This is a genomic window from Actinoplanes sp. M2I2, assembly GCF_023544445.1.
GTDB lineage: Bacteria > Actinomycetota > Actinomycetes > Mycobacteriales > Micromonosporaceae > Actinoplanes.
In genome coordinates, this window is the sequence record NZ_JALPVJ010000011.1 from 14,156 (window position 1) to 37,836 (window position 23,681).

General features: G+C 72.9%; 20 protein-coding genes. 13 read left to right on the top strand and 7 right to left on the bottom strand.

Annotated elements, in window-relative coordinates; genetic code table 11:
• The first annotated feature begins 39 nt into the window (after nucleotides 1–39).
• The 4 genes from HJC40_RS23060 to HJC40_RS23075 all read left to right on the top strand — a co-directional run bounded on the left by HJC40_RS23060 (nucleotide 40) and on the right by HJC40_RS23075 (nucleotide 6,426).
• Entirely contained in the window at nucleotides 40–1,389 is a 1,350-nt protein-coding gene (locus HJC40_RS23060; protein ID WP_250003471.1) for a hypothetical protein, read from the top strand.
• Entirely contained in the window at nucleotides 1,389–2,801 is a 1,413-nt protein-coding gene (locus HJC40_RS23065) for a hypothetical protein (RefSeq protein WP_250003472.1), read from the top strand. Before HJC40_RS23060 ends, HJC40_RS23065 begins: the two co-directional genes overlap by 1 nt.
• A 157-nt stretch (nucleotides 2,802–2,958) precedes the next feature.
• Nucleotides 2,959–5,160, top strand: coding sequence for a GH92 family glycosyl hydrolase (locus HJC40_RS23070; protein WP_308200941.1), 2,202 nt, complete (start codon nucleotides 2,959–2,961; stop codon nucleotides 5,158–5,160).
• Between the two features lie 18 nt (nucleotides 5,161–5,178).
• Nucleotides 5,179–6,426, top strand: coding sequence for a glycosyltransferase (locus HJC40_RS23075; protein ID WP_250003473.1), 1,248 nt, complete (start codon nucleotides 5,179–5,181; stop codon nucleotides 6,424–6,426).
• 9 nt (nucleotides 6,427–6,435) lie between these two features.
• Here HJC40_RS23075 and HJC40_RS23080 read toward each other — a convergent pair whose 3' ends face one another.
• The 3 genes from HJC40_RS23080 to HJC40_RS23090 all read right to left on the bottom strand — a co-directional run bounded on the left by HJC40_RS23080 (nucleotide 6,436) and on the right by HJC40_RS23090 (nucleotide 8,658).
• Nucleotides 6,436–7,383, bottom strand: coding sequence for a hypothetical protein (locus HJC40_RS23080; protein WP_250003474.1), 948 nt, complete (start codon nucleotides 7,381–7,383; stop codon nucleotides 6,436–6,438).
• A 111-nt stretch (nucleotides 7,384–7,494) separates the two neighbouring features.
• Complete coding sequence (locus HJC40_RS23085; protein WP_250003475.1) at nucleotides 7,495–7,896, bottom strand: VOC family protein; 402 nt, start codon at nucleotides 7,894–7,896, stop codon at nucleotides 7,495–7,497.
• Nucleotides 7,897–7,938: 42 nt separating this feature from the next.
• Nucleotides 7,939–8,658, bottom strand: coding sequence for an acetoacetate decarboxylase family protein (locus HJC40_RS23090; protein ID WP_250003476.1), 720 nt, complete (start codon nucleotides 8,656–8,658; stop codon nucleotides 7,939–7,941).
• Between the two features lie 65 nt (nucleotides 8,659–8,723).
• Between HJC40_RS23090 and HJC40_RS23095 the strand changes: the two genes are divergently transcribed.
• The 8 genes from HJC40_RS23095 to HJC40_RS23130 all read left to right on the top strand — a co-directional run bounded on the left by HJC40_RS23095 (nucleotide 8,724) and on the right by HJC40_RS23130 (nucleotide 16,525).
• The gene (locus HJC40_RS23095; RefSeq protein WP_250003477.1) at nucleotides 8,724–9,842 is read left to right on the top strand and encodes an NAD(P) transhydrogenase subunit alpha; all 1,119 of its coding nucleotides are present in this window, start codon (nucleotides 8,724–8,726) and stop codon (nucleotides 9,840–9,842) included.
• Entirely contained in the window at nucleotides 9,839–10,129 is a 291-nt protein-coding gene (locus HJC40_RS23100; RefSeq protein ID WP_250003478.1) for an NAD(P) transhydrogenase subunit alpha, read from the top strand. The genes HJC40_RS23095 and HJC40_RS23100 overlap by 4 nt, the downstream gene beginning before the upstream one ends.
• On the top strand, nucleotides 10,126–11,517 hold the full coding sequence (locus HJC40_RS23105) for an NAD(P)(+) transhydrogenase (Re/Si-specific) subunit beta (RefSeq protein ID WP_250003479.1): 1,392 nt from the start codon (nucleotides 10,126–10,128) through the stop codon (nucleotides 11,515–11,517). The genes HJC40_RS23100 and HJC40_RS23105 overlap by 4 nt, the downstream gene beginning before the upstream one ends.
• Before the next feature lie 116 nt (nucleotides 11,518–11,633).
• Complete coding sequence (locus HJC40_RS23110; protein ID WP_250003480.1) at nucleotides 11,634–12,782, top strand: alpha/beta hydrolase-fold protein; 1,149 nt, start codon at nucleotides 11,634–11,636, stop codon at nucleotides 12,780–12,782.
• 33 nt (nucleotides 12,783–12,815) lie between these two features.
• Entirely contained in the window at nucleotides 12,816–13,589 is a 774-nt protein-coding gene (locus HJC40_RS23115) for a phosphotransferase enzyme family protein (RefSeq protein WP_250003481.1), read from the top strand.
• Nucleotides 13,590–13,596: 7 nt separating this feature from the next.
• On the top strand, nucleotides 13,597–14,079 hold the full coding sequence (locus tag HJC40_RS23120; RefSeq protein WP_250003482.1) for an HAD domain-containing protein: 483 nt from the start codon (nucleotides 13,597–13,599) through the stop codon (nucleotides 14,077–14,079).
• Between the two features lie 104 nt (nucleotides 14,080–14,183).
• Entirely contained in the window at nucleotides 14,184–14,996 is an 813-nt protein-coding gene (locus HJC40_RS23125; RefSeq protein WP_250003483.1) for a trypsin-like serine protease, read from the top strand.
• A gap of 341 nt (nucleotides 14,997–15,337) precedes the next feature.
• Nucleotides 15,338–16,525, top strand: a complete 1,188-nt coding sequence (locus HJC40_RS23130; RefSeq protein ID WP_250003484.1) for a cytochrome P450 — start codon at nucleotides 15,338–15,340, stop codon at nucleotides 16,523–16,525.
• Nucleotides 16,526–16,561: 36 nt separating this feature from the next.
• On the opposite strand, the gene HJC40_RS23135 is transcribed toward HJC40_RS23130, so the two are convergent.
• Nucleotides 16,562–17,734: a cytochrome P450 gene (locus HJC40_RS23135; RefSeq protein WP_250003869.1), complete on the bottom strand. Its 1,173-nt coding sequence runs from the start codon at nucleotides 17,732–17,734 to the stop codon at nucleotides 16,562–16,564.
• A 92-nt stretch (nucleotides 17,735–17,826) separates the two neighbouring features.
• Between HJC40_RS23135 and HJC40_RS23140 the strand changes: the two genes are divergently transcribed.
• The gene (locus HJC40_RS23140) at nucleotides 17,827–18,288 is read left to right on the top strand and encodes a hypothetical protein (protein ID WP_250003485.1); all 462 of its coding nucleotides are present in this window, start codon (nucleotides 17,827–17,829) and stop codon (nucleotides 18,286–18,288) included.
• A 175-nt stretch (nucleotides 18,289–18,463) separates the two neighbouring features.
• Here HJC40_RS23140 and HJC40_RS23145 read toward each other — a convergent pair whose 3' ends face one another.
• The 3 genes from HJC40_RS23145 to HJC40_RS23155 form a co-directional block, all read right to left on the bottom strand.
• A complete protein-coding gene (locus tag HJC40_RS23145) occupies nucleotides 18,464–19,978 on the bottom strand; it encodes a methyl-accepting chemotaxis protein (RefSeq protein WP_250003486.1) in 1,515 nt (504 codons plus the stop codon).
• Between the two features lie 107 nt (nucleotides 19,979–20,085).
• The gene (locus HJC40_RS23150; RefSeq protein WP_250003871.1) at nucleotides 20,086–22,017 is read right to left on the bottom strand and encodes an amino acid transporter; all 1,932 of its coding nucleotides are present in this window, start codon (nucleotides 22,015–22,017) and stop codon (nucleotides 20,086–20,088) included.
• A gap of 217 nt (nucleotides 22,018–22,234) precedes the next feature.
• A complete protein-coding gene (locus tag HJC40_RS23155) occupies nucleotides 22,235–23,602 on the bottom strand; it encodes a transaminase (RefSeq protein ID WP_250003487.1) in 1,368 nt (455 codons plus the stop codon).
• Nucleotides 23,603–23,681 lie beyond the last annotated feature (79 nt).

The following is a 23,681-nucleotide window of genomic DNA, read 5'->3' on the forward strand; positions in this document are numbered from 1 at the left end:
CGTCGCCGGCGAGCACGATGCTGGCCGCAGGAGGCAGCCATGACGACAGCGCAGTATCTGCAGGGCCCGTACCGCATCGTCTCCGCCGGGATCGGCGAGGCGCCCTGGTACATGGTCTCGTTCGACCGCGGCGGCCGGTGCACCTCGCCCCGCACGGCGGCGGAGATCGTCGAGCGGGCGGCGAGCGGCGCGTTCACCGATCTGATCCTCTTCTCGCACGGCTGGAACAACGACTGGACGGAGGCGACCGAGCGGTACGAGTCATTCGTCAACGGCTATGTCGCGCAACTCGCCTCGCGACCCCCGGCCGACCGGAACCGCCGCACCCTCCTGGTCGGACTCTTCTGGCCGAGCAAGCCGCTGACCAGCGCCCGGCAACGCGGGCCGGCCATCGCCGGCGACGGGCCCGGAGCTTCGGCCGACCCGGCCACGGCCGAGGCCCGGGCCGACGTCGACGAGCTCGGGCTGCAACTCGACCCCGAGAAGGCGGACCGGCTGTACGAGCTGACCCAGCGCGACCGCCTCGACCCGGCGGAGTCCCGCGAGCTCGCCGAGCTGTTCCTGCCGCTGCTCACCCGCGACGGCGCCGAGACGGGTGACTCCGGCCGGCCGGATCCGGACGATGTCGTCCGCGGGTGGCTCCGCCTGGCGCCGACCGGCCCGGTCGCTGACCTGGACCAGCTCGGCTACTACCCCGAGGGAACCGGGGGCGCGCTCGAGGCCGGCCCCGAGACGGCGGGCGGTTTCTCGCTCGATCCCCGGCAGATCGTGCGGGCGCTCTCGGTCTGGCAGATGAAGGACCGCGCGGGCGTGGTCGGTGAGCACGGCGTCGCGCCGATGCTGACCCAGCTGCTCGCGACCGGCGTTCGGGTGCATTGCGTCGGGCACTCCTTCGGCGCGAAGGTGGTGCTCTCGGCTGTCGTCAACGCGTCCGGCCCGCCCGTGCGCTCGGCGCTGCTGTTGCAACCGGCCATCTCGTACCTGGCCTTCGCCGGCCAGGTGCCCGGCACCGACCGGCCCGGCGGCTACCGGACCGCGCTGCAGCGGGTCGAGCTGCCCGTGCTGAGCACGTTCAGCCGCAACGACGTGCCTCTGACGAAGTTCTACCACCTGGCCCTGCTGCGCGGCCGCGACCTGGGCGAGCCGGACTTCGCCGGCGAGGACCCGCCCAACCGCTACGCGGCGCTCGGCGGTTTCGGGCCCGGCGGAATCGACGCCGGGGAGGTGAGCCGGGTGGACATCCTCGACCCGGGCGGCTCCTACGGGCTGGAGCAGAAGGGGCCGCGCGTCGTCGGCATTCGGGCGACCCGCACGATCGGCGGCCACGGCGAGGTGAGCAACCCGTCCACCTGGTGGCTGTTGCGCCAGCTCCTGGATGCCCAGGACTGATGATGCAGTGGCCGGCCGAGATCACCGCGAACGCCTGGACCGGCACGGAGACGGTCCTGGGCGCTTTGTCCGACGGGGCCGGGCAGTGGGCGCGGAGCGACCACTTCGCCGGCCGCCCGGCGTCCCACCGAGCAGCCCAGCGACGACCCGACCTGCGGGACTGGACCGACAAACGGGTCGGCTGGGGACTCGTGCTGCCCGCGAGGCCGGGCAGCGGGGCCGACCTGAGCCGGGCCGACGACGTGCCCGAGCCGATCGGCCGTCTCGCCGCCGCCCGCAGCCTCACCGGCAAGCCGCTCGTCCTGCGCCATCGGCCCGGCGACTTCGACCACCTGTACCGCTACTACGACGGCGAGACCCGGCCACACCAGCTGCCCACGACCGGCGACGGGCCGCGTGGCGCCGGCCGCGGCGAGCTGCCCTACTACCTGCTGCTGGCCGGCTCTCCGGCCGAGCTGCCGTGGGACCTGCAGCTCCAGCTCAACCACGTCGCCTTCACCGGCCGGCTGGATCTCGACCAGCACGGCGCGGGCAACTACGTGGACATGGCGCTCGGCGGGTGGGCGTCGGCCGCCATCGACAGCACCAGCCCGCTGATGTGGGCGGTGCAGCACCAGCCCGGCGACATCACCTGGCTGATGCGTCAGGGGCTGGCGGAACGCGCCTTGGCCGCTTGGCGTACCGACCCGCAGATCGGCGACCGGGCGGTGGGCCTGCGCGACGGCGACGCGACCTGCGCCGGTCTGACGGCGGCGCTGGGGGAGCGGCGGCCGGGCGTGGTCGTGACGACGAGCCACGGCATGACCGGGTCGGACTCCGACCCGGCATGGGACGGCGGGACGCTCGGCCGGCTCGTCGACGCGGACCACGCCCTGCTCGACCCGGACCGGCTGCTGGCCGACTGGTCGCCCGACGGCGTGGTCTGGTACGCGCTGGCCTGCTGCTCGGCCGGTGGTTCGGGTCGCAACCAGTTCGACGGGCTGCTGGAACCGGACTCACGTGCGGCCCGGGCGGTGGAGCGGGTCGCCGGGCTCGGGCCGGTCAGCGCCGAGCTGCCGCGGGCGCTGCTCGGCGCGGCGCGGCCCGCTCGCGCCTTCATCGGGCACGTCGAGCCCGCCTTCGATTGGACGCTGCGCCGCGCGGACACCGGGCTGGTCACCACGAGCTCGCTGGTGACCACGCTCTACGACGAGTTCTTCCAAGCCCGGCCCGCGCCCGTCGGGTACGCGTTCCGCGACTACTACCGTCAGTCGGCCACGCTGCGATCGCGCTGGTCGACGGCCCGGCAGCTCACCACCGACGCTGACGCGCCCGCCACCGCGCTGCTGTGCGCGCTGGCCGGTATCGACCGGCAGTGCACGGTCATCTTCGGTGACCCGGCCGTCGCTCCGGCGGCGTTACCGGCCGGGTGAGCCTCAGCGGCCGGTGTCGCCGTCCATGACCGCATCATGGAACACGAGGCAGCCCGTGTCCATGATCCGCTTACTGACCTGGAGTTCATCTTGCCGAAACCACCCGCCGCTTTTCGCTGGATAGAGTCCGGCCATCCTCGACAACGTTGATCCCTTCATCGGCACCGCGGCGACGGACCTGCCTCCCGCCCGCGGTCTCGCCGCCACGTGGTGGTTCCCGAAACCGCAGGTGGGCAACACCCACCCGGGAGCCACGGCGCCGCTCGGCATGGTGTCCGCGTGCGCCTACTCCGGCGCCTACCCGACGGGGTACGGGGTCTACACCAAGAACACCGAGGGCGTGCCCGAGACGATGTTCGACCGGATGCAGGCGTCCGGGTTCACGCACTTCCAGCAGTCCGGCACGGGCGCCATCCGCAAGTACTACAACTACGTGCGGGTGACCCCGATGGTGCAGCCGCTCGACGACCTCGGGCAGTCGTGGGCGCTGCGCGACGAGGAGGCGTCGCCCGGCTATTACGCCGCCACGCTGGGCACCGGCATCCGCAGCGAGATCACCGTGGGCGAGAAGGTCGCCGTGCACCGCTACACGTTCCCGGCGCACAGCAGCGCCCGCGTGGTCATCGACCTGTCCGGCGGCGGGCTGGCCACCGAGCTGGGCCGGACCGTGCCGCTGCGGGCGCAGATCGAGAGCATGGGCCGCGGCCGGGCGCAGGGCACGGTGGTCATGGAGGGCGTGCCGCTCTCGGTCTACGTCGAGGTCGACAGTCCGGGCTGGCGCCAGATGCTGTGGTACGACCGGCGGCTGATCGACGGCGGCACCCGGCTCGACTTCGACAGCATCCGGCACACCAACCTGCGCCCGTTCGGCCTGCTGTTCATGGGGTCCACGCGCCCGGGGCAGACGATCGAGGTGCGCCTGGGCTTCTCGCTGCGCGGCGGCGAGCAGGCCCGCGAGAACCTCGTCCGGGAGTGCGGCACGGGCAGCCCCGCGTTCACCGCCGTACGCGCGAGAACCCGGGCCCGGTGGCGCGAGCATCTGGGCAAGGTGCAGGTCGAGGGGGGCACGACGGCGCGGCGCACGGTGCTGTCGACGGCGCTCTACCACTCGCTCATCAAGCCGTGCTTCGCCGACGACGAGAGCCCGTTCTGGCCCGACTCGGGGCCGTACGCGTTCGACGTCTGCACGATGTGGGACATCTACAAGACGCAGATCCCGCTGCTGTCGGTGCTCGTGCCCGACCGCGCCGCCGACCTGCTCGAGTCGCTGATCCGGGTGTGCGAGGAGGAGGGCAACTTCCCGATCGGCTACCGGATGGCCCGCGGCGCCGACCGGTTCTTCCGGCAGGCCAGCGCGCTGGCCCACACGGCGCTGGCCGACGCCCACGCGCTCGGCAGCTCGCGCATCGACTGGGCCTGGGCGCTCGTGCACATGGTCGACGACCTGCGCCGGATGTACGGCGAGGACTTCTACGAGCACGGCGTCGTCCACCCGATCACGCACACGCTCGACCTGGCCATCGGCTACCACTGCACCGCCCGGGTGGCCCGCGCGCTCAACGACCACCGCCTCGCGGCCGATCTCGAGGAACGCAGCCGCGGCTGGGTCAACGCCTTCGACCCGGACAGCGGCCTGCTGCGCAACTCGGAGTTCTACGAGGGCGGCAAGTGGAACTACTCGTTCCGGCTGCTGCACGACATGCGGGCGCGCATCGAGGTGGCCGGTGGCGACGCCCGCTTCCTCAAGAAGCTCGACCGGTTCTTCGGCTTCGGCGCCGAGCCGGTGAAACAGCCGGGCCGGCGCCCGCTGCCCGACGAGATGGCCGCCGGGTACGCGCTCAAGCGTTTCGAGGGCCTGAACAACGAGCCGGACATGGAAGCCCCCTGGGCCTACCACTACGCGGGCCGTCCCGACCGCACGGCGCAGATCGTGCACTCGGCGCTGACCTGGCAGTTCGGCACCGGACCGGGCGGGCTGCCGGGCAACGACGACTCCGGCGGGCTGAGCTCCTGGTACGTCTGGGCGTCGCTCGGCCTGTTCCCGGTGGCCGGTCAGCAGCTGTTCCTGATCAACGCGCCCGCCTTCGAGCACGCCACCATCCAGGCCCCCGAGGGCGAGTTCGTCATCGAGACCAGCGGCCACCGCGAGACCCCGATCGGCGTCGACGGCCTCGACCACGAGCCGCCGCCGCTGTACGTCCAGGAAGCCACCCTGAACGGCCGGCCCCTGCACGCGACCCACCTGAGCGCCGCCGACGTGCACCGCGGCGGCCGGTTGCACCTGCGGCTGGGCCCGGAGCCGTCGAGCTGGGGGAGCGGCAACCGCCCGCCCTCCCTGTCCGATCCGCCGGAGGTCTGATCCCGTGGAGGTCCGCCGTTGAACAAGCCCGATCGCCGTCTCGTCATCGTGGTCCGCGCCGACCCGGTGATCTGTGGCCATTCCGGTGAGGCCCGCAACCTCGCCGAGGTCGCGCTCACCCGGGGCTTCACGGACGTACGGCTGCTGACCTGGCCCGTCGCGGTGCTGCAGGCCGCCGGTCTGCCGCTCAAACCGCTCGACCGGCTGCTGCCGTACAGCGAGGGCATCACCGTCGAACGCCCCGAGGCGGTCGGCGACTACCGGGTGCCCGACGGCCGGCATCTGGCCGGGCTCACCGGGCGCCTGGTCGAGCTGCTGGCCGACCCCGTCCCCACCGTCTGCCTGTCGATGTATCTGGTGCCGCACACGACGGTGGTCGTGGACGCCGTCAACACGGCGCGGGCGGCCGGCTTCGACCCGCGGGTGCACACCATCGCCAAGGCGGTCGGCTCCGACGTCACCAACGTCATCCGGCAGTGCCTGCGCGAGGGCCGCTTCGGCGCGGCGACCGTGCTGTTCACGACGTTCCTGGCCAACGACGAGGTGGTCGCCGTCTCGGAGTACACCAGGGACGAGATCATCGCGGCCGCGCTCGAGGTCGACGCGTCGTGCGGGACGTCGTTCGCCGAGCAGTGCCGGGCCCGGGTGACGGTCAGCTATCCGCCGATCGACTCGTCGGCGTACGTGGATCTCGACCCGGCGGCGGTGGACGCCGCGCTCGCCCGGCGGGGTCTGGAGCGCGACGGCTACATCCTGTTCCTCTCCCGGGTGGCCCGGGCCAAGGGAATCTACGACCTGGTCATCGCGTACGGGCAGATGCGCAGCCGGGACACCGTGAAGCTGGTGGTGGCCGGCAACGGTCCGGCCCTCGAACACGTGCGGGCCATGGCCAAGGAGGACGACCGGATCATCTTCCTCACCGACGTCGACGACGAGGAGAAGCCGCTGCTCATGCGGGGCTGCGCGGCGTACGCCCTGCCGACCAAGCCCGAGCCCGACTTCGTGGAGACGTTCGGCATCGCCCTGGCCGAGAAGATGCTGGCCGGCGGCGGCCCGGTGATCACCACCCTGACCGGCGGCACCGGCGAGGCGGTGGGCGACACGGCGATCATCGTCGAGCCCGGCGACATCAACGCCCTGGCCGAGGCCCTGGACCACGCCGTCCTGGAGATGACCGGCCCGGAGAAGGCCGAGATGGCCGAGCGGGCCCTGAAGAAGGCGATGACCTTCGACCGCGAGGCGGTGTTCGACTCGCTGCTGCCCTGAGAAACCCGGTCATCGTCGGCAGCGCTCGCACGCGCGCCGGGTCCGCAGGTGATAGTCGGTGGCCGCGACGACCAGGCCGAGACCCCAGACCCAGTACGCCGACATCGCCGCCAGCAGGAAGCCGGTGGAGAACTGACTGGCCGAGCCGGAGGCCAGCTGCACCAGCCCCATGCCGAAGTACGCCATCAGGCCGGCGCCCAGCCCGAAGCCCGGCACCAGCAGCACGAGGCGCGGGATCGTCCGGCCGGCGAGCAGCGGCACCCACCGCGGCCAGATCCGGCCCCACCCGTGCACCAGGGCCAGCGGGAGCAGCCCGCCGGCCAGCAGCATGCCGACCTCCAGGGCGACGACCGACCCGTTCAGGACCAGCCCGTCGAAGCCGACCACGGCCTGGGCCACGAACCGGGCGACCAGACCGGCCACCGCGCCGTACGCGGCCACGAGGGCCCACCACGCCGGGGCGCTGCGTCGCCCACCCGGGACGCCGGTGCGGCAGCACGACGGGCAGTCGCCCCGGGTGCGGCGCTGGTAGGCGGCCGTGGCCGAAGCCAGGAGGGCGGCCCCGCCGACACAGGCGAGACGGCTGGCGAAGGGAAGCGGGTCGAAGTTCGGGCCCGGGCTGAGCAGCAGGAAGCCGACCAGTTCGGGCAGCAGGAACCCGGCCGCCGCCACCAGCGCCCCGGCCACCGCCCAGGCCGCCCCGGCGAGCACCGGCTGCCAGGTCGACGCCCGGCCCAGGGCGACGGCGACCACGCCGGCCGCCGCGCACAACGCGACCGCCCACCAGCCGGTGAAGCCCAGCAGATCCGACCCCGTCGGCGGAAACCACGGCGCGTCGCCGGCCGCCCAGGCCACCCGCAGGCTGCCGTAGGCGACGGCCCAGCCGACAACGGCGGCAGTCAGAACCCGGCCGGTCGAACGGTCATCCCTTGCCGAAGTGAGCCCCGAAGTGAACATGGTCCCAGCGTGGTCGCCCGACCACCCCGGCGGATCCCCCGTCCTGGGGTCTGTCGTCCCTCGCCGGAGGGAGGCTTCCGGGGCGGACCATCCCGGGACTTGGCGCCTCTGTCAGCCGGCCGGCGGAGCGGGATGCCGGTTGAGGGGCGACTTGTCGCCGACGAGCCAGAAATGGCCGAAAGGGTCGAAGAAGCCGCCCTGCCGATGTGCTCCCCAGAGCGTGGTGTGTTCACGCACGGGGTCGTGGTAGTCCGCCCCGGCCGCCGCGGCACGGTCGGCGAACGCGTCCGGGTCGTCGACGAAGACCTCGATCCGCACCGTCGTGGTCCCGGCCGAGGCCGGGCTCGCGAAATTGTCGTTCTGCGGCTCGGCGAGGAAGAACGGCGCGCCGTCGACCTCCATCCCGACGACCGGCCCGATGTTCCAGAGTTCCGTGGCCCCGAGCGCGCGCCGATACCAGGCCGTGGCCGCGGCGGCGTCCGGCACTCCGAGCATGAGCGAGATGGCGGTCATCGTACGGACGCTACGCCCTGAACCCGGCGGGCGCGTGCGTGATCAGGGGGCGACCTCGGTGAACTCGTCCAGGGGGCCGTGCAGGCGGTTGGCGTGGACAGTCAGGAACGGCTTGCCGGTCATGCCGAGGGCGGCCATGCGCCCGGCCATCGGGTGCTCGCCCAGGCGTACGCGGAAGGCGCCCCGGCCCAGGCGCACGCCGGACAGGCGCATCGGGACCCGGCCCCGCAGCAGACGGCCGGCCTGGGCGCCACGGTCCAGATAGGACCAGGTCGGCAGCGTCGCCCGCAGGGCGAAGGGCAGCCGCAGGCGGCCGTGGCGGATCGAGGCCCGCAACACCTCGGTCGCGCGGTCGCGGACGACGACGTCGGTCTCCATCTTGGAGAATCGCAGGTCGACGTCCATCAGCCATTTCGGCAGGGCCCAGAAGTCCTGGCCCGCCTCGCGGGTGAAGGCGCCGGTCACCGGCAGGTCGACCAGGTGCAGGCCGGGCGGGCCGGACGGGCCGCGCACGAGCAGGCCCACGCCGACCTCGTCGTAGGACTTCAGCGCCCACTCGTCGTAGTGGACGCACATGATCACGCCGAGCGCGCGGCCGAGCACCGCCGACGGGCGCAGCGGCGTCCCGGTCAGCACCGTGCGGGCCGCGGCGAGCTTCGTGGTGAAGACGGCGGCGGTCAGGCGGGCCTCGGTGATCTCCACCGGCAGGGTGATCGTCTCGCCCTGCAGTGACCAGACACCGTCGCCGATCCGCTCCGCCATGCGGTGACCCTATCGTCCGGCGGGTAGCCGGGCCGGGCGGGAAGTGATAGGGCTTCGATATGTCGATGACGACAGTGGGCGTCCTGCGCGAGACCGCCGGCCGCGAACGACGGGTGGCGCTGACCCCGGACGGGGTCGCGCGTCTGCGCCGCACCGGCTTCCGGGTGCTGGTCGAGACCGGCGCCGGACGGAGCGCCTGGTTCGACGACGACGCGTACGCCGAGGCGGGCGCCGACGCCGGGAGCCGGCAGCAGGTGTACGACGAGAGCGACGTCCTGCTGGTCGTGCGGCCGCCCGAGGACGTCGCCGCCCTCGCCGCGGGCCGGGTTCTCGTCGGGCTGCTCGACCCGCTCGGCGATCCCGCGCTGGCCGGGCGGCTGGCGGCCCAGGGCGTGACCGCGATCAGCCTCGACCTGCTGCCGCGCACGCTCAGCCGGGCCCAGCCGATGGACGCGCTCACCTCGCAGGCCAACGTGGCCGGTTACAAGGCCGCGCTGCTGGCCGCCGAGGCGTACGGCGGGTTCTTCCCGATGCTGGTGACCGCGGCCGGCACCTCCCGGCCGGCTCAGGTCCTCGTGCTGGGCGCGGGCGTCGCCGGGTTGCAGGCGCTGGCCACCGCCCGGCGGCTGGGCGCGCTCGTCACCGGCTACGACGTGCGCGAGGCGGCCCGCGCCGACATCGCGTCGACCGGCGCCGCCGTCCTGCAGCTCGACGCCGAGACGCAGGGGAGTGCCGACGGCTACGCGCGGCGGCTGACCGACGAGGCCGCCGCCGCCCAGCTCACGGCCCTGACCCGGGCGGTGCCGCGGTTCGACGTGGTGATCACGACGGCGAAGGTCCCCGGTGGCCGATCGCCGCTGCTGGTCCCGGCCGAGGCGCTGGCCGCGATGCGCCCCGGCTCGGTGGTGATCGACCTGGGCGGCAACGTGGCCGGCGCGGTGGCGGACACGCGCACGGTCACCGATCACGGCGTCACGGTCATCGGCGCCCCGAACCTCGCGTCCACAGTGCCCGTCGCGGCGTCCACGGCGTACGCGAGAAACGTCGTCGCCCTGGTGAGCAGTCTGCTGCCCGAGGGGCGCCTGCCGGCCGGCCGCGCCGACGAGGTCCTGGACGCGGTGCTGGTCACCCACGGCGGCGACGTCGTCCATCCGAGGCTGCGCGACCACCAGGAGACCCGATGAGCCCTCTGCTTCTGGCCGATCTGACCGTCTTCACGCTCGGTCTGCTCGTCGGCTTCGAGGTGATCAGCAAGGTGCCGGCCACCCTGCACACCCCGTTGATGTCCGGCGCCAACGCCGTCCACGGGGTCGTGCTCGTCGGGGTCATGCTGCTCGCGGCCACGATCTCGACCCCGGCCGGCTATGCCCTGCTCGCGGTGGCCGCGTTCTTCGCCGCCATGAACGTGGCCGGCGGCTACGTCGTCACCGACCGCATGCTGGCGATGTTCCGGAGCCGGGGCCGGTCGTGAGCGCCTTCGACACGGTCGTTCATCTGGTCTATCTGGCCTGCGCGTCCGCGTTCGTCGTCGGCCTGCACCTGATGAACGCGCCGGCCACGGCCCGGCGGGGCAACCAGGTCTCGGCGGCCGGCATGGGCCTGGCCATCCTGACGACCGTCGCCGTTCTCGTCGAGGGCGGGCGGATCAACGCGTACGCGGCGTGGGCGCTCGGCCTCGGCACGGCCGCCGGCGCGGTGGCCGGTCTGGTCGCCGCCCGGGTGGTCCGGATGACCGCGATGCCGCAGCTGGTGAGCCTGTTCAACGCGGTCGGCGGCGGCGCGGCGGCCCTGATCGCGCTGGGCGAGCACCCGGCGTCGACCGCGGCCGAGGTGACCGGTGTGCTCGACGTGCTGATCGGCGCGCTCACGTTCAGCGGGTCGCTGATCGCCTCGGGCAAGCTCGCCGGCCGGGTGCCGGGACGGCCGATCGTCGTGCCCCGCGGCCGGCTGATCTCGTTCGGGCTGGCCGTCGTCGCGGCGGTGCTGGCCGTGCTGGTGATCGGCTTCGACGGAGGGGCTCCCGCGCTGTGGGGTGCGGCGGCGACCGCGCTGGCCGCCGGGGTGCTGCTCACGCTGCCGATCGGCGGCGCCGACATGCCGGTCGTGATCTCGCTGCTCAACGCCTGCACCGGCACGGCGGTGGCGATGGCCGGCTTCGTCCTGCAGAGCACGCCGCTGATCATCGCGGGCGCCCTGGTCGGCGCGGCCGGGGCGATCCTGACCAAGCTGATGGCCGACGCGATGAACCGGCCGATCGGGGCGATCATCGCCGGGGACTACGGGACCGGCGACGCGGTCGCGGTGGCGGCCGCTTCGGGCTCGGCCCCGGTCCGGGAGATCACCGCCGACGACGCGGCCATCCAGCTGGCGTACGCGGGACGGGTCGTGATCGTCCCCGGCTACGGGCTCGCCGCCGCCCAGGCCCAGCACGAGGCGGTGGCGCTGGCCCAGGCGCTGACCGAGCGGGGCGTCGAGGTGACGTACGCGATCCACCCGGTGGCCGGGCGCATGCCGGGGCACATGAACGTGCTGCTCGCCGAGGCCAACGCGCCCTACGAACAGCTGGCCGACCTGGAGGAGAGTAACCCCGGCTTCCCGCGCACCGATGTGGCGCTGGTCGTGGGGGCCAACGACGTGACCAACCCGGCGGCCCGGCGGCCCGGCAACCCGGTGTCGGGCATGCCGATCCTGGACGTCGACCGGGCCCGGAGCGTCATCGTGATCAAGCGGTCGCTCGGGCACGGCTACGCCGGCATCGACAACGAGCTCTACGCCGAGCCGCGTACGGCCATGCTTTTCGCCGACGCCAAGGCCGGCCTCGGCGCTTTGCTGGCCGGGCTCTCGACGTACGCCAAATAGCTCGGGACGGCGGGGCCGCCGGACATCAGGAAGATCGTCGTCTTGACATCGAAAGATCCGATTGGAACTCTCGGTGGCGGATCGCTCACTGTCCGCCACCCATCGGGAGTGCCGCCGTGCTCAGTCCGCAGATCGCCGCCCTGCTCGACGACCCGGGTTCGCTCGACGAGTTCTGGCTGCGGGTCACGGCGTCGGGCACCCCGCTGGTCGAGCCCTGGCGCGACGGCTCACGACTGGTCACGTTCCTGTGGCGGGGCCCGGCTCGCGGTGCCCGGGTGTGGTGGGGCCTGGACGTCGCCCTCGAGCAGATGCCCGGCACCGATCTCTGGTACGCGACCCGGGTCCTGCCGTCCGACCTGCGCACGATCTACTGCATCGCGCACGACAGTGCCGACGCGCTCCCGGCCGACGACTCCGGGGAGGGAACGTGTCATGTGGACGCGCACAACCCGCTGCGGCACTTCTTCCCCGGCGAGCCCGGCGACCCGGACGACCACGACGCCTGGCTCTCGGTGCTCTCGCTGCCCGACGCGCCCGGTGAGCCCTGGCTCGACCCGCGCCCCGGCGTCCAGGCCGGAACCCTGCTCGAGGCGCCGCTGTCGCATCCCGTGACGGTCCACCGCCCGGCCGGTACGCCGACGGACGGATTGCCGGTGCTGGTGGTCTTCGACGGCTGGATCGCCCGCACGGCCCAGCGGATCCCCACCATCCTCGACAATCTGGTCGCCGCCGGGGAGATCGCCCCGGTCGTCACCCTCTTCGTCAGCAACCACGCGGCCACCCGCGACGAGGACCTGACGCCCGGCTCCGACCTGGCCGCCTACCTCACCCGGACCCTGCTGCCCTGGGCCCGCGCCGAACTGGGCGCCGGAGCCGACGGCCGGGCCAACATGGTCGCGGGCGTCTCCCGGGGCGGTCTCGCCGCCGCCCACCTGGCCCTGGCCTCGCCCGACTCGTTCGGCGCGGTGATCTCGCAGTCGGGCAGCTTCTGGTGGCCCGACGACAACCCGGGCGCGGTGATGCGCGAGGTCGCCCGGCGGCCCCCGGCCGACATCCGGTTCTACCTGGACGTCGGGATCTTCGAGACCCAGCCCGGGCCGGGCGGCCTCACCCAGATCGACGTGAACCGGGCCATGCGCGACGCGCTGCGACAGCGCGGCTATCCGGTCTCCTACGCCGAGTACACCGGTGGACACGACTACATCAACTGGCGCCGTACCTTCGCCGACGGCCTGATCGCGGTGGCCGGGGTCCACGCGTCCTGACTGTTCTCGGCCGGCTTTGTAAAGTCAGCGGCCATGGAGATCCTCTCGGGTGGCATCAACGAGATCGTCCGCGTCGGCGACACCGTGCGCCGCCCCGCCGGACCGTGGTCGCCCAACGTCCACGCGCTACTGCGCCACCTGGAGGCCGACGGCTTCACCGGCGCGCCGCGCGTCCGGCCCGAGACCTCCGACGGGTACGAGTACCTGTCGTTCCTGCCCGGCGACGTCTCGAACTACCCGGCGACGCCCGCGGCGGCCTCGCCCGAAGCCCTGACCAGCGCGGCGGCGTTGCTCCGGTCCTACCACGACGCGACCGTGGACTTCGCCGCCGGGACGCCGCACGACGGCTGGCAGGTGCCGGCTCGCGACCCGGTCGAAGTCGTCTGCCACGGCGACTTCGCCCCGCACAACTGCGTCCTCGACGGCTCCCGCGTCACCGGCCTGATCGACTTCGACTTCGCCCACCCCGGCCCGCGACTGTGGGACGTCGCCTACGCCGTCTACCGCTGGGTGCCGCTCACCGCCCCGGACAATCCCGACGGCTTCGGCGCGAGCCCGGCCCAGGCCGCCCGGCTGCGCACGTTCTGCGACACGTACGGCCTGGACCCGGCCGCCCGCGCCGCCCTGGTCTCCGCGGTGGCCGCCCGGTTGCAGGCGCTGGTCGCGCTGATGCGGGCCGAGGCCGCGGCGGGCAGCGAGGCCTTCGCCGGCCACCTGGCCGCCGGCCACCACGTGCGCTACCTCGCCGACGCCGACTACGTCCTGGCCCAGCGGGAAGTCTTCGAGGAGCACCTCCTTGGCCAGTAAGCCTCTGATGACCGAGCGCCCACTGCTCTTTCTCGATGTGGACGGACCGCTCATCCCCTTCCGGGCCCGCCGCGACGAACGTCGCAGCGGGGACGAGGAGACGGGGAACCCGCTTCTGGGACGGCTCGAACCGGCGGACGGGCGCCGGCTGCTGGAGCTCGGGTGCCGGCTGGTCTGGGCCACCACGTGGATGGCCGAGGCCAACGACGTGGTCGCGCCCCGTCTGGGACTGCCCGCGCTTCCGGTCGTCGAATGGCCGGACGAGGACGACGTGCCGATGCGGGGCATGCACTGGAAGACGGCGTTCCTGACCCGGTGGGCGGACGGGCGGCCCTTCGTCTGGCTGGACGACGAGATCGGCGAGGCCGACCGGCGGTGGGTGGCCGGCCGGCACCCCGGGCCGGCGCTGTTGCACCGGGTCGACCCGGCGGCCGGGCTGACCGAAGCGGACTTCGCGGCTGTGCGTCGGTGGGAGCCCCGTTCGAGGTAGGCGGATCGGGCAACGGGTCCGAGGGGGACGGGGGATTCCCTTGAGGGCGGTTCTGTTCGTAGCGTGATGGCATCACGGCGGAACGCTACGAAGGAGTCCGGGTGGTGACTCGGCACAGATGGACCCGCCTGGCCTCGGCCGGCCTGGTCACGTTCGTGGCCTGGGCCATGACCGGGCAGGCGTCGGCGATCGTGAGCCCGCGCATCGAGGCCCGCGCCGACCTCGGCATCGCGGCCGTCGTCCGGGTGGAGGCCGACCATGGGCTCCTGGACGACGGCCTGGCCTGCACGGGAACGCTGATCGCGCCCCAGTGGGTGATCACCGCGCAGCACTGCACCAACCTGGACCGGCAACCGGGGCGGGCCTACAGCGCCCGCGATCTGGTGGTCCGGCCCGCGGCGCCGGACCGGGCCCGGTGGGCGGTCGTCGCCGTGTGGCGGATGGGCGGCTACAACGACAAGACGCTGGCCAACGATGTCGCCCTGCTGGAGCTGGCGCGACCCGTGACGTCGGTGACGCCGGCCCGGATCGCTACCCGGGCGGCGCCGGCCGGGGCGGCGGCCGAGGTCCACGGGTTCGCCGGGCGGCCGGAGCAGCATGTGGGGCGGGTGCGGATCACCAGCCTGGCCGCCGTGAACACCGGGCCGTGCCTGTTCCCGGACGCGCCCGGGGCTTCCATGAGCTTCGTGACGTCGGTCGATGGCGGCTCGTCGCGGGGGGACAGCGGCGGGCCGATGTTCGTGCGGCGCGCCGGGCTGCTCGAGCTGCACACGGTGACCGCGGGCGCGGCCGACCGGGTCTCCTGCGAGGCGCCGGACCTGCGCGGGCGCCCGCAGTCCTGGGTCGGGATCTACAACCGGGTCGACCGGGCCAGCGTCGCCTGGGGCTTCATCACGGCGCACGTGCCGTCGCTCTGAACCCGGCCGGGGTCGGCGGAACCCGGCCGGGGTCGGCGCTTCGGGCCGCCCGGCACCCCTCAGGCGAGGGGGTGCCGGGGTGATACGGCCGATTCCGCCGGTACGGCAATCGTCCATAGCGTGGAGGCGGCACCTCGAGCTTCTTGAGGAGCCGGCGACGACCCCCGCGGGAACCGGGGTCGTGGCCGGCCGCCGGGGTGATCGCCGCCGGGGGGAACGCTCGTCCAGGCGCGCGGCGGTGATCACGTAACCGGGGGTGGGCGGGCAGCCGGGGCGGCGGCCCGCCCACCGACGGCCGGGCGGGGTCGCGGCCGGCGTACGGGAAAACGGATGATGAGGGCATGGACTACCCGACCGCGCTCGGTTCGCTGTTCACCCCTGAGGGACGTCACGACCCCTACCCGGCCTACGACGTCCTGCGGGCGCACGCCCCTGCCTTCCTGGCCCCCGACGAACGCTGGTACGTGACCACCCATGCCCTGATCAACCGCCTGCTGCGCGACCCCGCCCTGCGGCAGGCCGACGCGAAGGACTACGACGAGTTCTGGCCCGAGTGGCGGCAGAACCGCGGCGTCGCCTCGGTGGTGCTGTCGATGCTGCAGGCCAACCCGCCCGACCACACCCGGGTGCGCCGGGCCGCCGCGGCGACCTTCACGCCCCGCCGCATCAACGGCCTGCGCGACGTCATCGCCGGGCAGGCCGAGGAACTGATCAGGGCGATGCCGGCGACCGCCGACTTCATGACCGCGTTCGCCTACCCACTGCCGATCGCGGTCATCTGCGCGCTGCTGGGCGTGCCGGCCGGCGACCGCGCCTGGTTCCGGCAGCGCGCCGCCGACCTGACCGTGGTGCTCGAGCCGGTCAGCACGATCGAGGAGATGGAGCGGGCCGACGCGGCCGGGCGCGACCTCGAGGACTACCTCATCGGCCTGATCGCCGAGCGGCAACGCGAACCGCGGGAGGACCTCACGAGCGCGCTGATCGCCTCCGGGGACACGCTGACCGGCGCGGAACTGCTCGCCAACCTCGTGCTGCTGCTGGTGGCCGGTTTCGAGACCACGGCCAACCTGCTCGGCATGGGCCTGCACCTGCTGCTCGAGCGCCCGGAGCAGGCCGGGCGGCTGCGCGCCGACGCCGGCCTGGCGCCCAACTTCGTCGAGGAGATCCTCCGGTACGAGTCACCGGTGCAGCTGACGTCGCGGTTCACCACCCGGCCGCTCGACCTCGGTGACGGCCTCAGCGTGCCGGCCGGCGCCGGGCTGACGATGCTGCTCGGGTCGGCCAACCGGGACCCGGCCCGCTACGACGACCCGCACCGGTTCGACCCGGACCGGCCGGCCGTCCAGCCGGTCTCGTTCGGCGGCGGCGCGCACTACTGCCTCGGCGCCCCGCTGGCCCGCCTCGAAGCGCAGGTGGCCTTCCCCATGCTGCTCACGATGCTGCCCCGGCTGGCCCTGGCCGGACCGGCCGAGCGCCGCGACCGGCTGGTCATGCGCGGCTTCTCGACGCTGCCGGTCACGACCGGGTGAGCCGCTGCCGGCCACGACCGAATGAGGCGCCGCCGGTCACGACCGGGTGAGCCGCACCTCGCGATAGCCGCGCAGCACGAACGTGGGCCGGTTGACCGGCTCGGCGGCCAGCTCCAGCCGGCCGGGCAGCAGCGCCTCCAGGGCAGCCCGCAGCTCGATGCGGGCCAGCGGCGCCCCCAGGCAGAAATGCAGGCCGGCGCCGAACCCGAGGTGCGGGTTGGGGCTGCGGCCCACGTCGAAGGCGTCCGGCGCGGTGAACACGGCCGGGTCCCGGTTGGCCGCGCCGAGCAGCGCCGCGATCGACGCGCCGGCCGGAATCCGTACGCCCCCGATCGTCACGTCCTCGGCGGCGGTCCGCACGAACATGTGCAGCGGGGAGTCGTACCGGATCATCTCCTCGGCCGCCGTCGCGATCAGCGACGGGTCGGCCCGCACCCGGGCCAGCTCGGCCGGGTGCCGCAGCAACGCGACCAGGCCGCCGCCGAGTGCGTTGACCGAGGCCTCGTGGCCGGCGTTGAGCAGCAGGATCGCCGAGGCGACCAGCTCGTCGGCGGAGAGCCGATCGGAGCCGTCCCGCACCGACACCAGGTGGCTGATCAGGTCGTCGGCCGGTTCGGCGGTCCGCTGCCGGGCCAGCCGGCGCAGATAATCGGCGAACTCGCGGCACGCTTCCAGGGCGTCGGCCTCGACCTGCGGGGTCCGTGACACCTCGTACATCCGCACGATCGCCGCCGACCACGGCCGCAGCCTGGGCCGGTCGGCCTCGGGAACGCCCAGCAGCTCGGCGATGACCGCGACGGCCAACGGCTCGGCCACGTCGGCGAGCAGGTCGAAGGCCGGTCCCGCGTCGCGTACGAGGGTGACGGCCGTCGCCGCGACGGCGGGACCCAGCCGGGCCACGTGGCCGCGCGCGAACGCCCGGGCCACCAACGACCGCAGCCGGGTGTGGACGGGCGGTTCGTTCTCCATCATCTGGTTGCGGTGCAGCAGATTGAACGGCTCGTACCGCCCGGCCGGTTCACGGTCGCGCCAGAACCGCCCGAGCCGCCGGTCGCGCAACACCGCGCCGGCCGCCGCGTGAGTGGCCGCGAGAAACTGCCCGGTCGGCTCGTGCCAGGTCACCGGGCCGCTCTCGCGAAGCCGGGCCAGTTCCGGGTACGGGTCCTGAAGGAACGCCGGATCGGCGAAGTCGACGGTCACGCACTCCATCCTGGACGACCACCCGGCGCCGGACCAGCACGCCGACTCCCACGGTGGCACGGGCGCTACTCTGAGGATCTTTGGGAGGCAGGCCGGGTGTCATGACCAGAATCGACCTCGTCGTCCCGGAGGAACTGGAACCGGAACTGGTGATCCCGCCGCTGGCGGTCACCGACGGGACTGCCGACCCGGAATGGGTCGAGGTGCCGGTCAGCGACTGGCGGCTCGGTCGACGGACCATGCTGCGGCTCCCTTTGGACCGGCGGAGCGCCCGGAGCGCCCGCCGGTTCGTGCGGCTGAGGCCGTGGGAGCCGGTGACGAGGCTGGTCTTCGGGGCTGCCTCGCTGACGTTCGTCCTCGCCGACCTGTCGCCGTCGCAGAACCGGGTGGCTCTCGTCGTGGCCGCCGCCGCGCTCGCGACCTCGTTCTTCCTGTACGGGCGCGGGCTGCCGCGGCAGGTGCCGACCCGCAACCGCGCCGGCGACCTCCGGTTGCCCGGCGTTGCCGAGCCGGTCGCCCTGGCCTGGATGGCCGCCAATCCCGGCGTGACCGCCGCCGAGTGACCTGGCGCACAGGGTTCGGGCAATCCACCCGACTGCTCAGATGGAGACACGTTCGTGCCTCTCCGGTTTTGCGGATCAGAACCGGAGAGTCACGTGGTCATGGGACTGCTCGGCCGGCCGCATGGCCGGTGCGCTCGACCAGGCCGTCGCCCGCCTGCGCGTTCCGCGTGGGCCGTCAGTTGAAGGCGCGGGCCATCGACGCCTGCTCCTCCAGGACCTCGCCGATGCGGGCCTGGACGGCGTCGAGCTGGGCGATCGTCTCGCCGGTCGTGCGGATGCCGCCGGCGACCGATTCGGCGCTCGACTGCAGCGCCGCGATCTGCTCGGAGACCCGTTTGGTGGCCTCCGCCGTCTCCCGCGCCAGTTCCTTGACCTCACCCGCGACGACGGCGAAGCCCTTGCCGATCTCGCCCGCCCGGGCCGCCTCGATGGTCGCGTTGAGGGCCAGCAGGTTGGTCTGGTCGGCGATCGACGAGATGATCTGGATGACGTCGCCGATCGCCGCCGACGCGTCGTTGAGCGAGGACACGTCCCCGGTCATGTCCGAGGCCCGCCCGACCGCCTCGTCGGCCACCCGGCTGGCGTCGGCCGTGGCCGTCCTCAACCGGTCGACCGTGTCCAGCAGGGCCCGCGCGTTCCGGGCCGCCGTCTCGGCGCCACGGACCACGTCGAGGCGCTGCGACACCAGCTGCTGCACGTTGCGCAGGGCGTCCATCCGCGAGTCGGACAGCTCGACGAACTCGGTGGTGAAGAAGTCCATCGTGCCGACGATGTGGTCGCCGCTCGAGATCGGGAAACAGACCCCGGAGCGGACGCCGGCCCGCTGGGCCGCGGGGGCCCGGACGCAGTCGGTCAGCTGACCGATGTCGCGCACGAAGACGAGGTCGCGGGCCCGCCACGCCCGTCCCGACAGGCCGACGCCCTCGGCGAAGGTGGCCGCCAGCGTCACCTTGCGGAACTCCTCGCCGGCGTCGCCCGACTCCACACAGAACCGCAGCACGTTGTCGTTCTCGTCGATCTGCCAGTACGACCCGTAGGCCCAGTGGAAGGCGGTGCGCACGGCGTCGAGGGCCGATTTGAGGGCGATCGACGAGTCGGTGGTGTGCCCGAGCGCGGCGACCACGTTGGTCACGGCCAGCCGGTCGTCGGCGATCTGGCGGGTGTAGTACGCGGTGAGCGCGGCCACCCGGGCCTGCTCGGCCACCCGCCCGATGGCCGCCCACTTGCTGGCCAGCGCGGCGTCGGGCGCCATCTCGCGGCGCGCGTAGTACTCCATCACCGAGAAGACCTTGTGGCCCTTGGTGGTCGGGACCGCCGTGGCCGACACGGCGCCGGCCCGGTGCGCCGCCGTGAACCGCGGGTCGCCACCGGCCGACGCGGCGGTGAAGTAGACGGCGTGGCCCGTACGGGCCGCTTGCTGAACCATGCCGGGCACCCCGCCGCCGCCGAGCGTGCCCGCGAGCTTGCCGCACTCGAACTCGAGCCGGGGTGTGCCGCCGTCGACGAGCCACACGGCGACGTAGTCGAAGTCATAGAACTCGAGGTGGGTGGAGGCGTAGATCCGCCAGCTGCTGGCCTCGTCGGTGGCGTTCTCGAGGTTGCTGACCAGCTCTTCGAGCGCTTCGATGTCGCGCGGCAGCTCGCGCGGCGGGGTGGGCTCGTCCAACGCCCGCTTTCCGAACAGACCCATGGTGTCAGGTTACGGAGTGTTATGCGGTCTTTAGGGGTCTATGGCGATACAGGTGCCGGGAGCGGATGCCGGCCTCGTCTCGTCCGTTGATCGGACCCGTGTTGCTTTCAGGACCCGACGTGCACGCCGGGGCGGCGGGCCTGGTCGGGTTCGTGCCTCCGGATGATCTCGCGGGTGACCGGGGCCGTGTCGCCCCGGCCGAGCAGGAAGTAGCGCACCATGTGTACCAGGGGGCTGCCCTCGGCCCAGGCGAAGTAGCAGTGCGGGCGTACGCCGGTGGCGTCGCGCAGGGCGAGCAGGATCGCGGCGATGGCATTGGGCGCGGCGGGGGCCTCGGTGCGCAGGATGCGGTAGCCGTCGACGTCGATGCCCCGCACGAGCAGGGTGTCGCTGAATCCTGAGGGGTCGACGACGTCGATCTCCAGGAACAGGATGTCGTTGGCGCCCGGGACCGGGTTGTCGCCGCGCTGCTCGTGTTCCTTGAACCGGTATTCGGCGGCGTCACCGGTCTGGCGGCGGTGGGCGACCAGGTCGAGGGCGCCGTCGAAGTCGAGCGATTCGGTGATGAACCGGCGGGCGGTCTCGTCGAACTCGATGCTGTCCACGCGCAGCTCGGTGGTGCGGCTGACCCGGGAGATCAGGGAGACAGTGATGATGCCGGCGATGAACAGGCCGGAGATGGCGATGCCGTCCGGCTTCTCGCGGATGTTCTCCACCAGCGCGTAGCCCAGGATCAGGGTGAGCAGGGCGAACCCGGCCGTGGCGCCGCGTCTGCGGTGGCGGGACGCCCAGACGGTGACAGCGAAGGCGCCGGAGACCATCATGGCCAGGATGCCGGTGGCGTAGGCGCCGGCCTGGGCGTTGACGTCGGCGTCGAAGGCGATCGTGATGATGACGGTGATGGCGGTGTAGACGAGCACGACCGGTCGCACGGCACGGCCCCATTCGGGCGCCATGCCGTAGCCGGGTAGGTAGCGCGGGACGATGTTGACCAGGCCGGCCATCGCCGACGCGCCGGCGAACCAGAGGATCAGGATGGTGCTGATGTCGTACGCGGTGCCGACCGCCTCGCCCAGCTGCTCGTGCGCCAGCCAGGCCAGCGCCCGTCCCGCCGCCTCGCCGCCCGGCTCGAACTCCTCGGCCGGGATGAGCACGGTCGTGACGAAGCTGGCCGCGAGCAGGTAGACGCTCATGATGAGCGCGGCCGTGGTGAGCAGTTTCCGGCTGTTGCGAATGCGGTTCTCGAGGTTCCCGGCGGCGACCAGCGGCATCATGCTGACCCCCGTCTCGAAGCCGGACAGGCCCAGTACCAGCAGCGGGAACGCGACCACGGCGGGTTGCAGCAGCCCTCCGACGCCGCCGCCGCCCACGTCGCCGAGCGCGGACGTCCAGGCCGACCAGGCGGCCCCGTCGGTGATGACGTGGACCAGGCCGGCCCCGATGACCAGCGCGTTGAGGCTGAGGAAGATGGCCACCAGCGGGATGGCGACGCTGACGGCTTCGCTGAAGCCGAGCAGGAAGACGAAGCCGAGCAGCAGGAGCAGGGCCACGGTCAGCGCGACCTCGTGGCCGTGCAGGAACGACGGGAAGAACGGGTTCTCCACCACGTGCACGCTGGCGTCCGCCGCCGACAGGGTGATCGTGATCAGCCACGACGTGGCGACGAAGCCGAGCAACACCAGCACGAAGAGCTTGCCTTGCCAGAACGGCAGCAGCCGCTCCAGCATCGAGACCGAGCCGGCGCCGTGCGGGCTCTCCCGGGCCACCCGCCGATACATCGGCAGCACCCCGAACAGGGTGAGAGCGACGATCAACAGGGTGGCCAGGGGAGAGACCGCTCCCGCCGCGGCGACGGCGATGGCCGGGACGTAGGCCAGGCTGGAGAAGTAGTCCACCCCGGTCAGGCACATCACCTTCCACCACGAATGCTGCTCGCCGTGCCCTTCCCCGGCCGCGGGCCCGATCGGCTGCACCCGGTGGCGCAGCAGCCAACCGGCCACCCCCGTCGACGGCGGCGCCTGGTGGGCCGGGGACGCCATGGTCGCGGGTACGGCGTACTCGGGTGGCGCCTGCTGCGGACCGCCTTGATCGTTCACCCGGTCAGGGTACGAGGCGACTGCGCCGATCGCCCGACCGAAACCTCCTGGGACCGGGCTTCCGGCGTTAACAACGCGTCAAAAATTCGCACCGCCAGTGGTGCTTGCCCTGAATGCCCTGCCGAGCTGAGCCGTCCCGAATCGTCGTCTCGCCGTGATCTCAGGCGGTGAGCTCGGCGAGCGCGTCCGCGAAGACGGAGTGGTGGCGCTCGACGTCGGCCGTCGTCGTCTGGGGCGCCATCAGCGCCATGTTGTGGAACGGGGTCAGCAGCACGCCGCGGTTGGCCAGGTAGACGTGCAGGAAGTCCTCGAGCTCGGCGTCGGCCACGGCGGCCGACTCGGTGCCGTTGCGCGGGGCGGGGTCGGCGAACCGGTACTCCACCCGGGCGCCCAGCTGACTCACCGACCACGGCAGGTCGTACCCGTCGATGATCTTGCGGAGCCCGGTCGCGAAGGCCGTCGCCGTCATGATCATGCCGTCGAAGGCCGGCTCGGTGAGCACCTCCTCGAGGCACGCGCGGGCCGCCGCCATCGAGACCGGGTTGCCGGCCAGGGTGCCGCCGACCCCGCCCATGTCGACCAGATCCAGATCGGTACGACCGAGGATCTCGCCGGCCAGTCCGGCGCTCAGCCCGTACGCCCCGATCGGGATGCCGCCCGCGATCGCCTTGCCGATCGTCAGCACGTCGGGGGAGAGGTCCCAGGCCGCGGTGGCGCCGCCCGGCCCGGCCGAGAACGTGTGCGTCTCGTCGTTGATCAGGTAGGCGCCGTACCGGCGGGTCAGCTCGCGCACCCCGGCGAGGTAGCCCGGCTCGGGCAGCACGATGCCGATGTTCGTCAGGGCCGGCTCCATGAGCACCGCCGCCACGTCGCCGTGGGCCAGTTCGCGTTCCAGACCGGCCAGGTCGTTGAACTCGGCCACCCGGCTCGTCGCGGTCACGTCGACCGGCGCGCCGACGTTGCCCTCGCGGCTCACGCCGTGCCCGTCCGGGCCCACGACGATCAGCGACTCGTCGACCGAGCCGTGGTAGCAGTAGCTGTTGACCAGGATCTTGGGCCGGCCGGTGACCGCGCGCAGCAGGCGGATGGCCCAGCGGTTCGCGTCGGTCGCGGTCAGGGCGAAGCTCCAGTACGGCAGGCCGAAGCGGCGGCTGAGCTCGGCCCCCACGGCCGCCGCGTCCTCGGTCGGCATCATCGTGGTGGCGCCGCCCAGCGTGCCGAGCCGCCGGGTGACCGCGTCGACCACCGGCGCGGGGGAGTGCCCGGCCATCGCGCCCGTGTCACCCAGGCAGAAGTCCAGATATTCGTGGCCGTCGACGTCGGTGACGCGGTTGCCGGACGCCCGCTCGAAGTACACCGGGAAGCCCGCCGCCGTCTTGTTCATCCAGGTCATCGGGACCCGGCCGAAGAGGTGGTCGGCGCGCTGGTAGGCGGCGGCCGAACGGGGCCGGCGCTCGGCGAAAACGGTGCGCTCGCGAGCGGCGAGGGCAGCCAGGCGGGCGCGATCAACTCCGGAATCCGTCGTCATGGCGAGACGCTACCAATGGTTCGGTCTCCGAAGCGAGACCCTGCGAGCGATTCCGCAGCAGCCTCGCGAGGATCACCGG

Excerpts from the sequence above, each read along its gene's own strand:
- HJC40_RS23060 (WP_250003471.1), top strand. The coding sequence starts at position 40 with ATGACGACAGCGCAGTATCTGCAGGGCCCGTACCGCATCGTCTCCGCC.
- HJC40_RS23065 (WP_250003472.1), top strand. The coding sequence starts at position 1,389 with ATGATGCAGTGGCCGGCCGAGATCACCGCGAACGCCTGGACCGGCACG.
- HJC40_RS23080 (WP_250003474.1), bottom strand. The coding sequence starts at position 7,383 with ATGTTCACTTCGGGGCTCACTTCGGCAAGGGATGACCGTTCGACCGGC.
- HJC40_RS23085 (WP_250003475.1), bottom strand. The coding sequence starts at position 7,896 with ATGACCGCCATCTCGCTCATGCTCGGAGTGCCGGACGCCGCCGCGGCC.
- HJC40_RS23090 (WP_250003476.1), bottom strand. The coding sequence starts at position 8,658 with ATGGCGGAGCGGATCGGCGACGGTGTCTGGTCACTGCAGGGCGAGACG.
- HJC40_RS23095 (WP_250003477.1), top strand. The coding sequence starts at position 8,724 with ATGACGACAGTGGGCGTCCTGCGCGAGACCGCCGGCCGCGAACGACGG.
- HJC40_RS23100 (WP_250003478.1), top strand. The coding sequence starts at position 9,839 with ATGAGCCCTCTGCTTCTGGCCGATCTGACCGTCTTCACGCTCGGTCTG.
- HJC40_RS23115 (WP_250003481.1), top strand. The coding sequence starts at position 12,816 with ATGGAGATCCTCTCGGGTGGCATCAACGAGATCGTCCGCGTCGGCGAC.
- HJC40_RS23120 (WP_250003482.1), top strand. The coding sequence starts at position 13,597 with ATGACCGAGCGCCCACTGCTCTTTCTCGATGTGGACGGACCGCTCATC.
- HJC40_RS23130 (WP_250003484.1), top strand. The coding sequence starts at position 15,338 with ATGGACTACCCGACCGCGCTCGGTTCGCTGTTCACCCCTGAGGGACGT.
- HJC40_RS23135 (WP_250003869.1), bottom strand. The coding sequence starts at position 17,734 with ATGGAGTGCGTGACCGTCGACTTCGCCGATCCGGCGTTCCTTCAGGAC.
- HJC40_RS23140 (WP_250003485.1), top strand. The coding sequence starts at position 17,827 with ATGACCAGAATCGACCTCGTCGTCCCGGAGGAACTGGAACCGGAACTG.
- HJC40_RS23145 (WP_250003486.1), bottom strand. The coding sequence starts at position 19,978 with ATGGGTCTGTTCGGAAAGCGGGCGTTGGACGAGCCCACCCCGCCGCGC.
- HJC40_RS23150 (WP_250003871.1), bottom strand. The coding sequence starts at position 22,017 with ATGGCGTCCCCGGCCCACCAGGCGCCGCCGTCGACGGGGGTGGCCGGT.
- HJC40_RS23155 (WP_250003487.1), bottom strand. The coding sequence starts at position 23,602 with ATGACGACGGATTCCGGAGTTGATCGCGCCCGCCTGGCTGCCCTCGCC.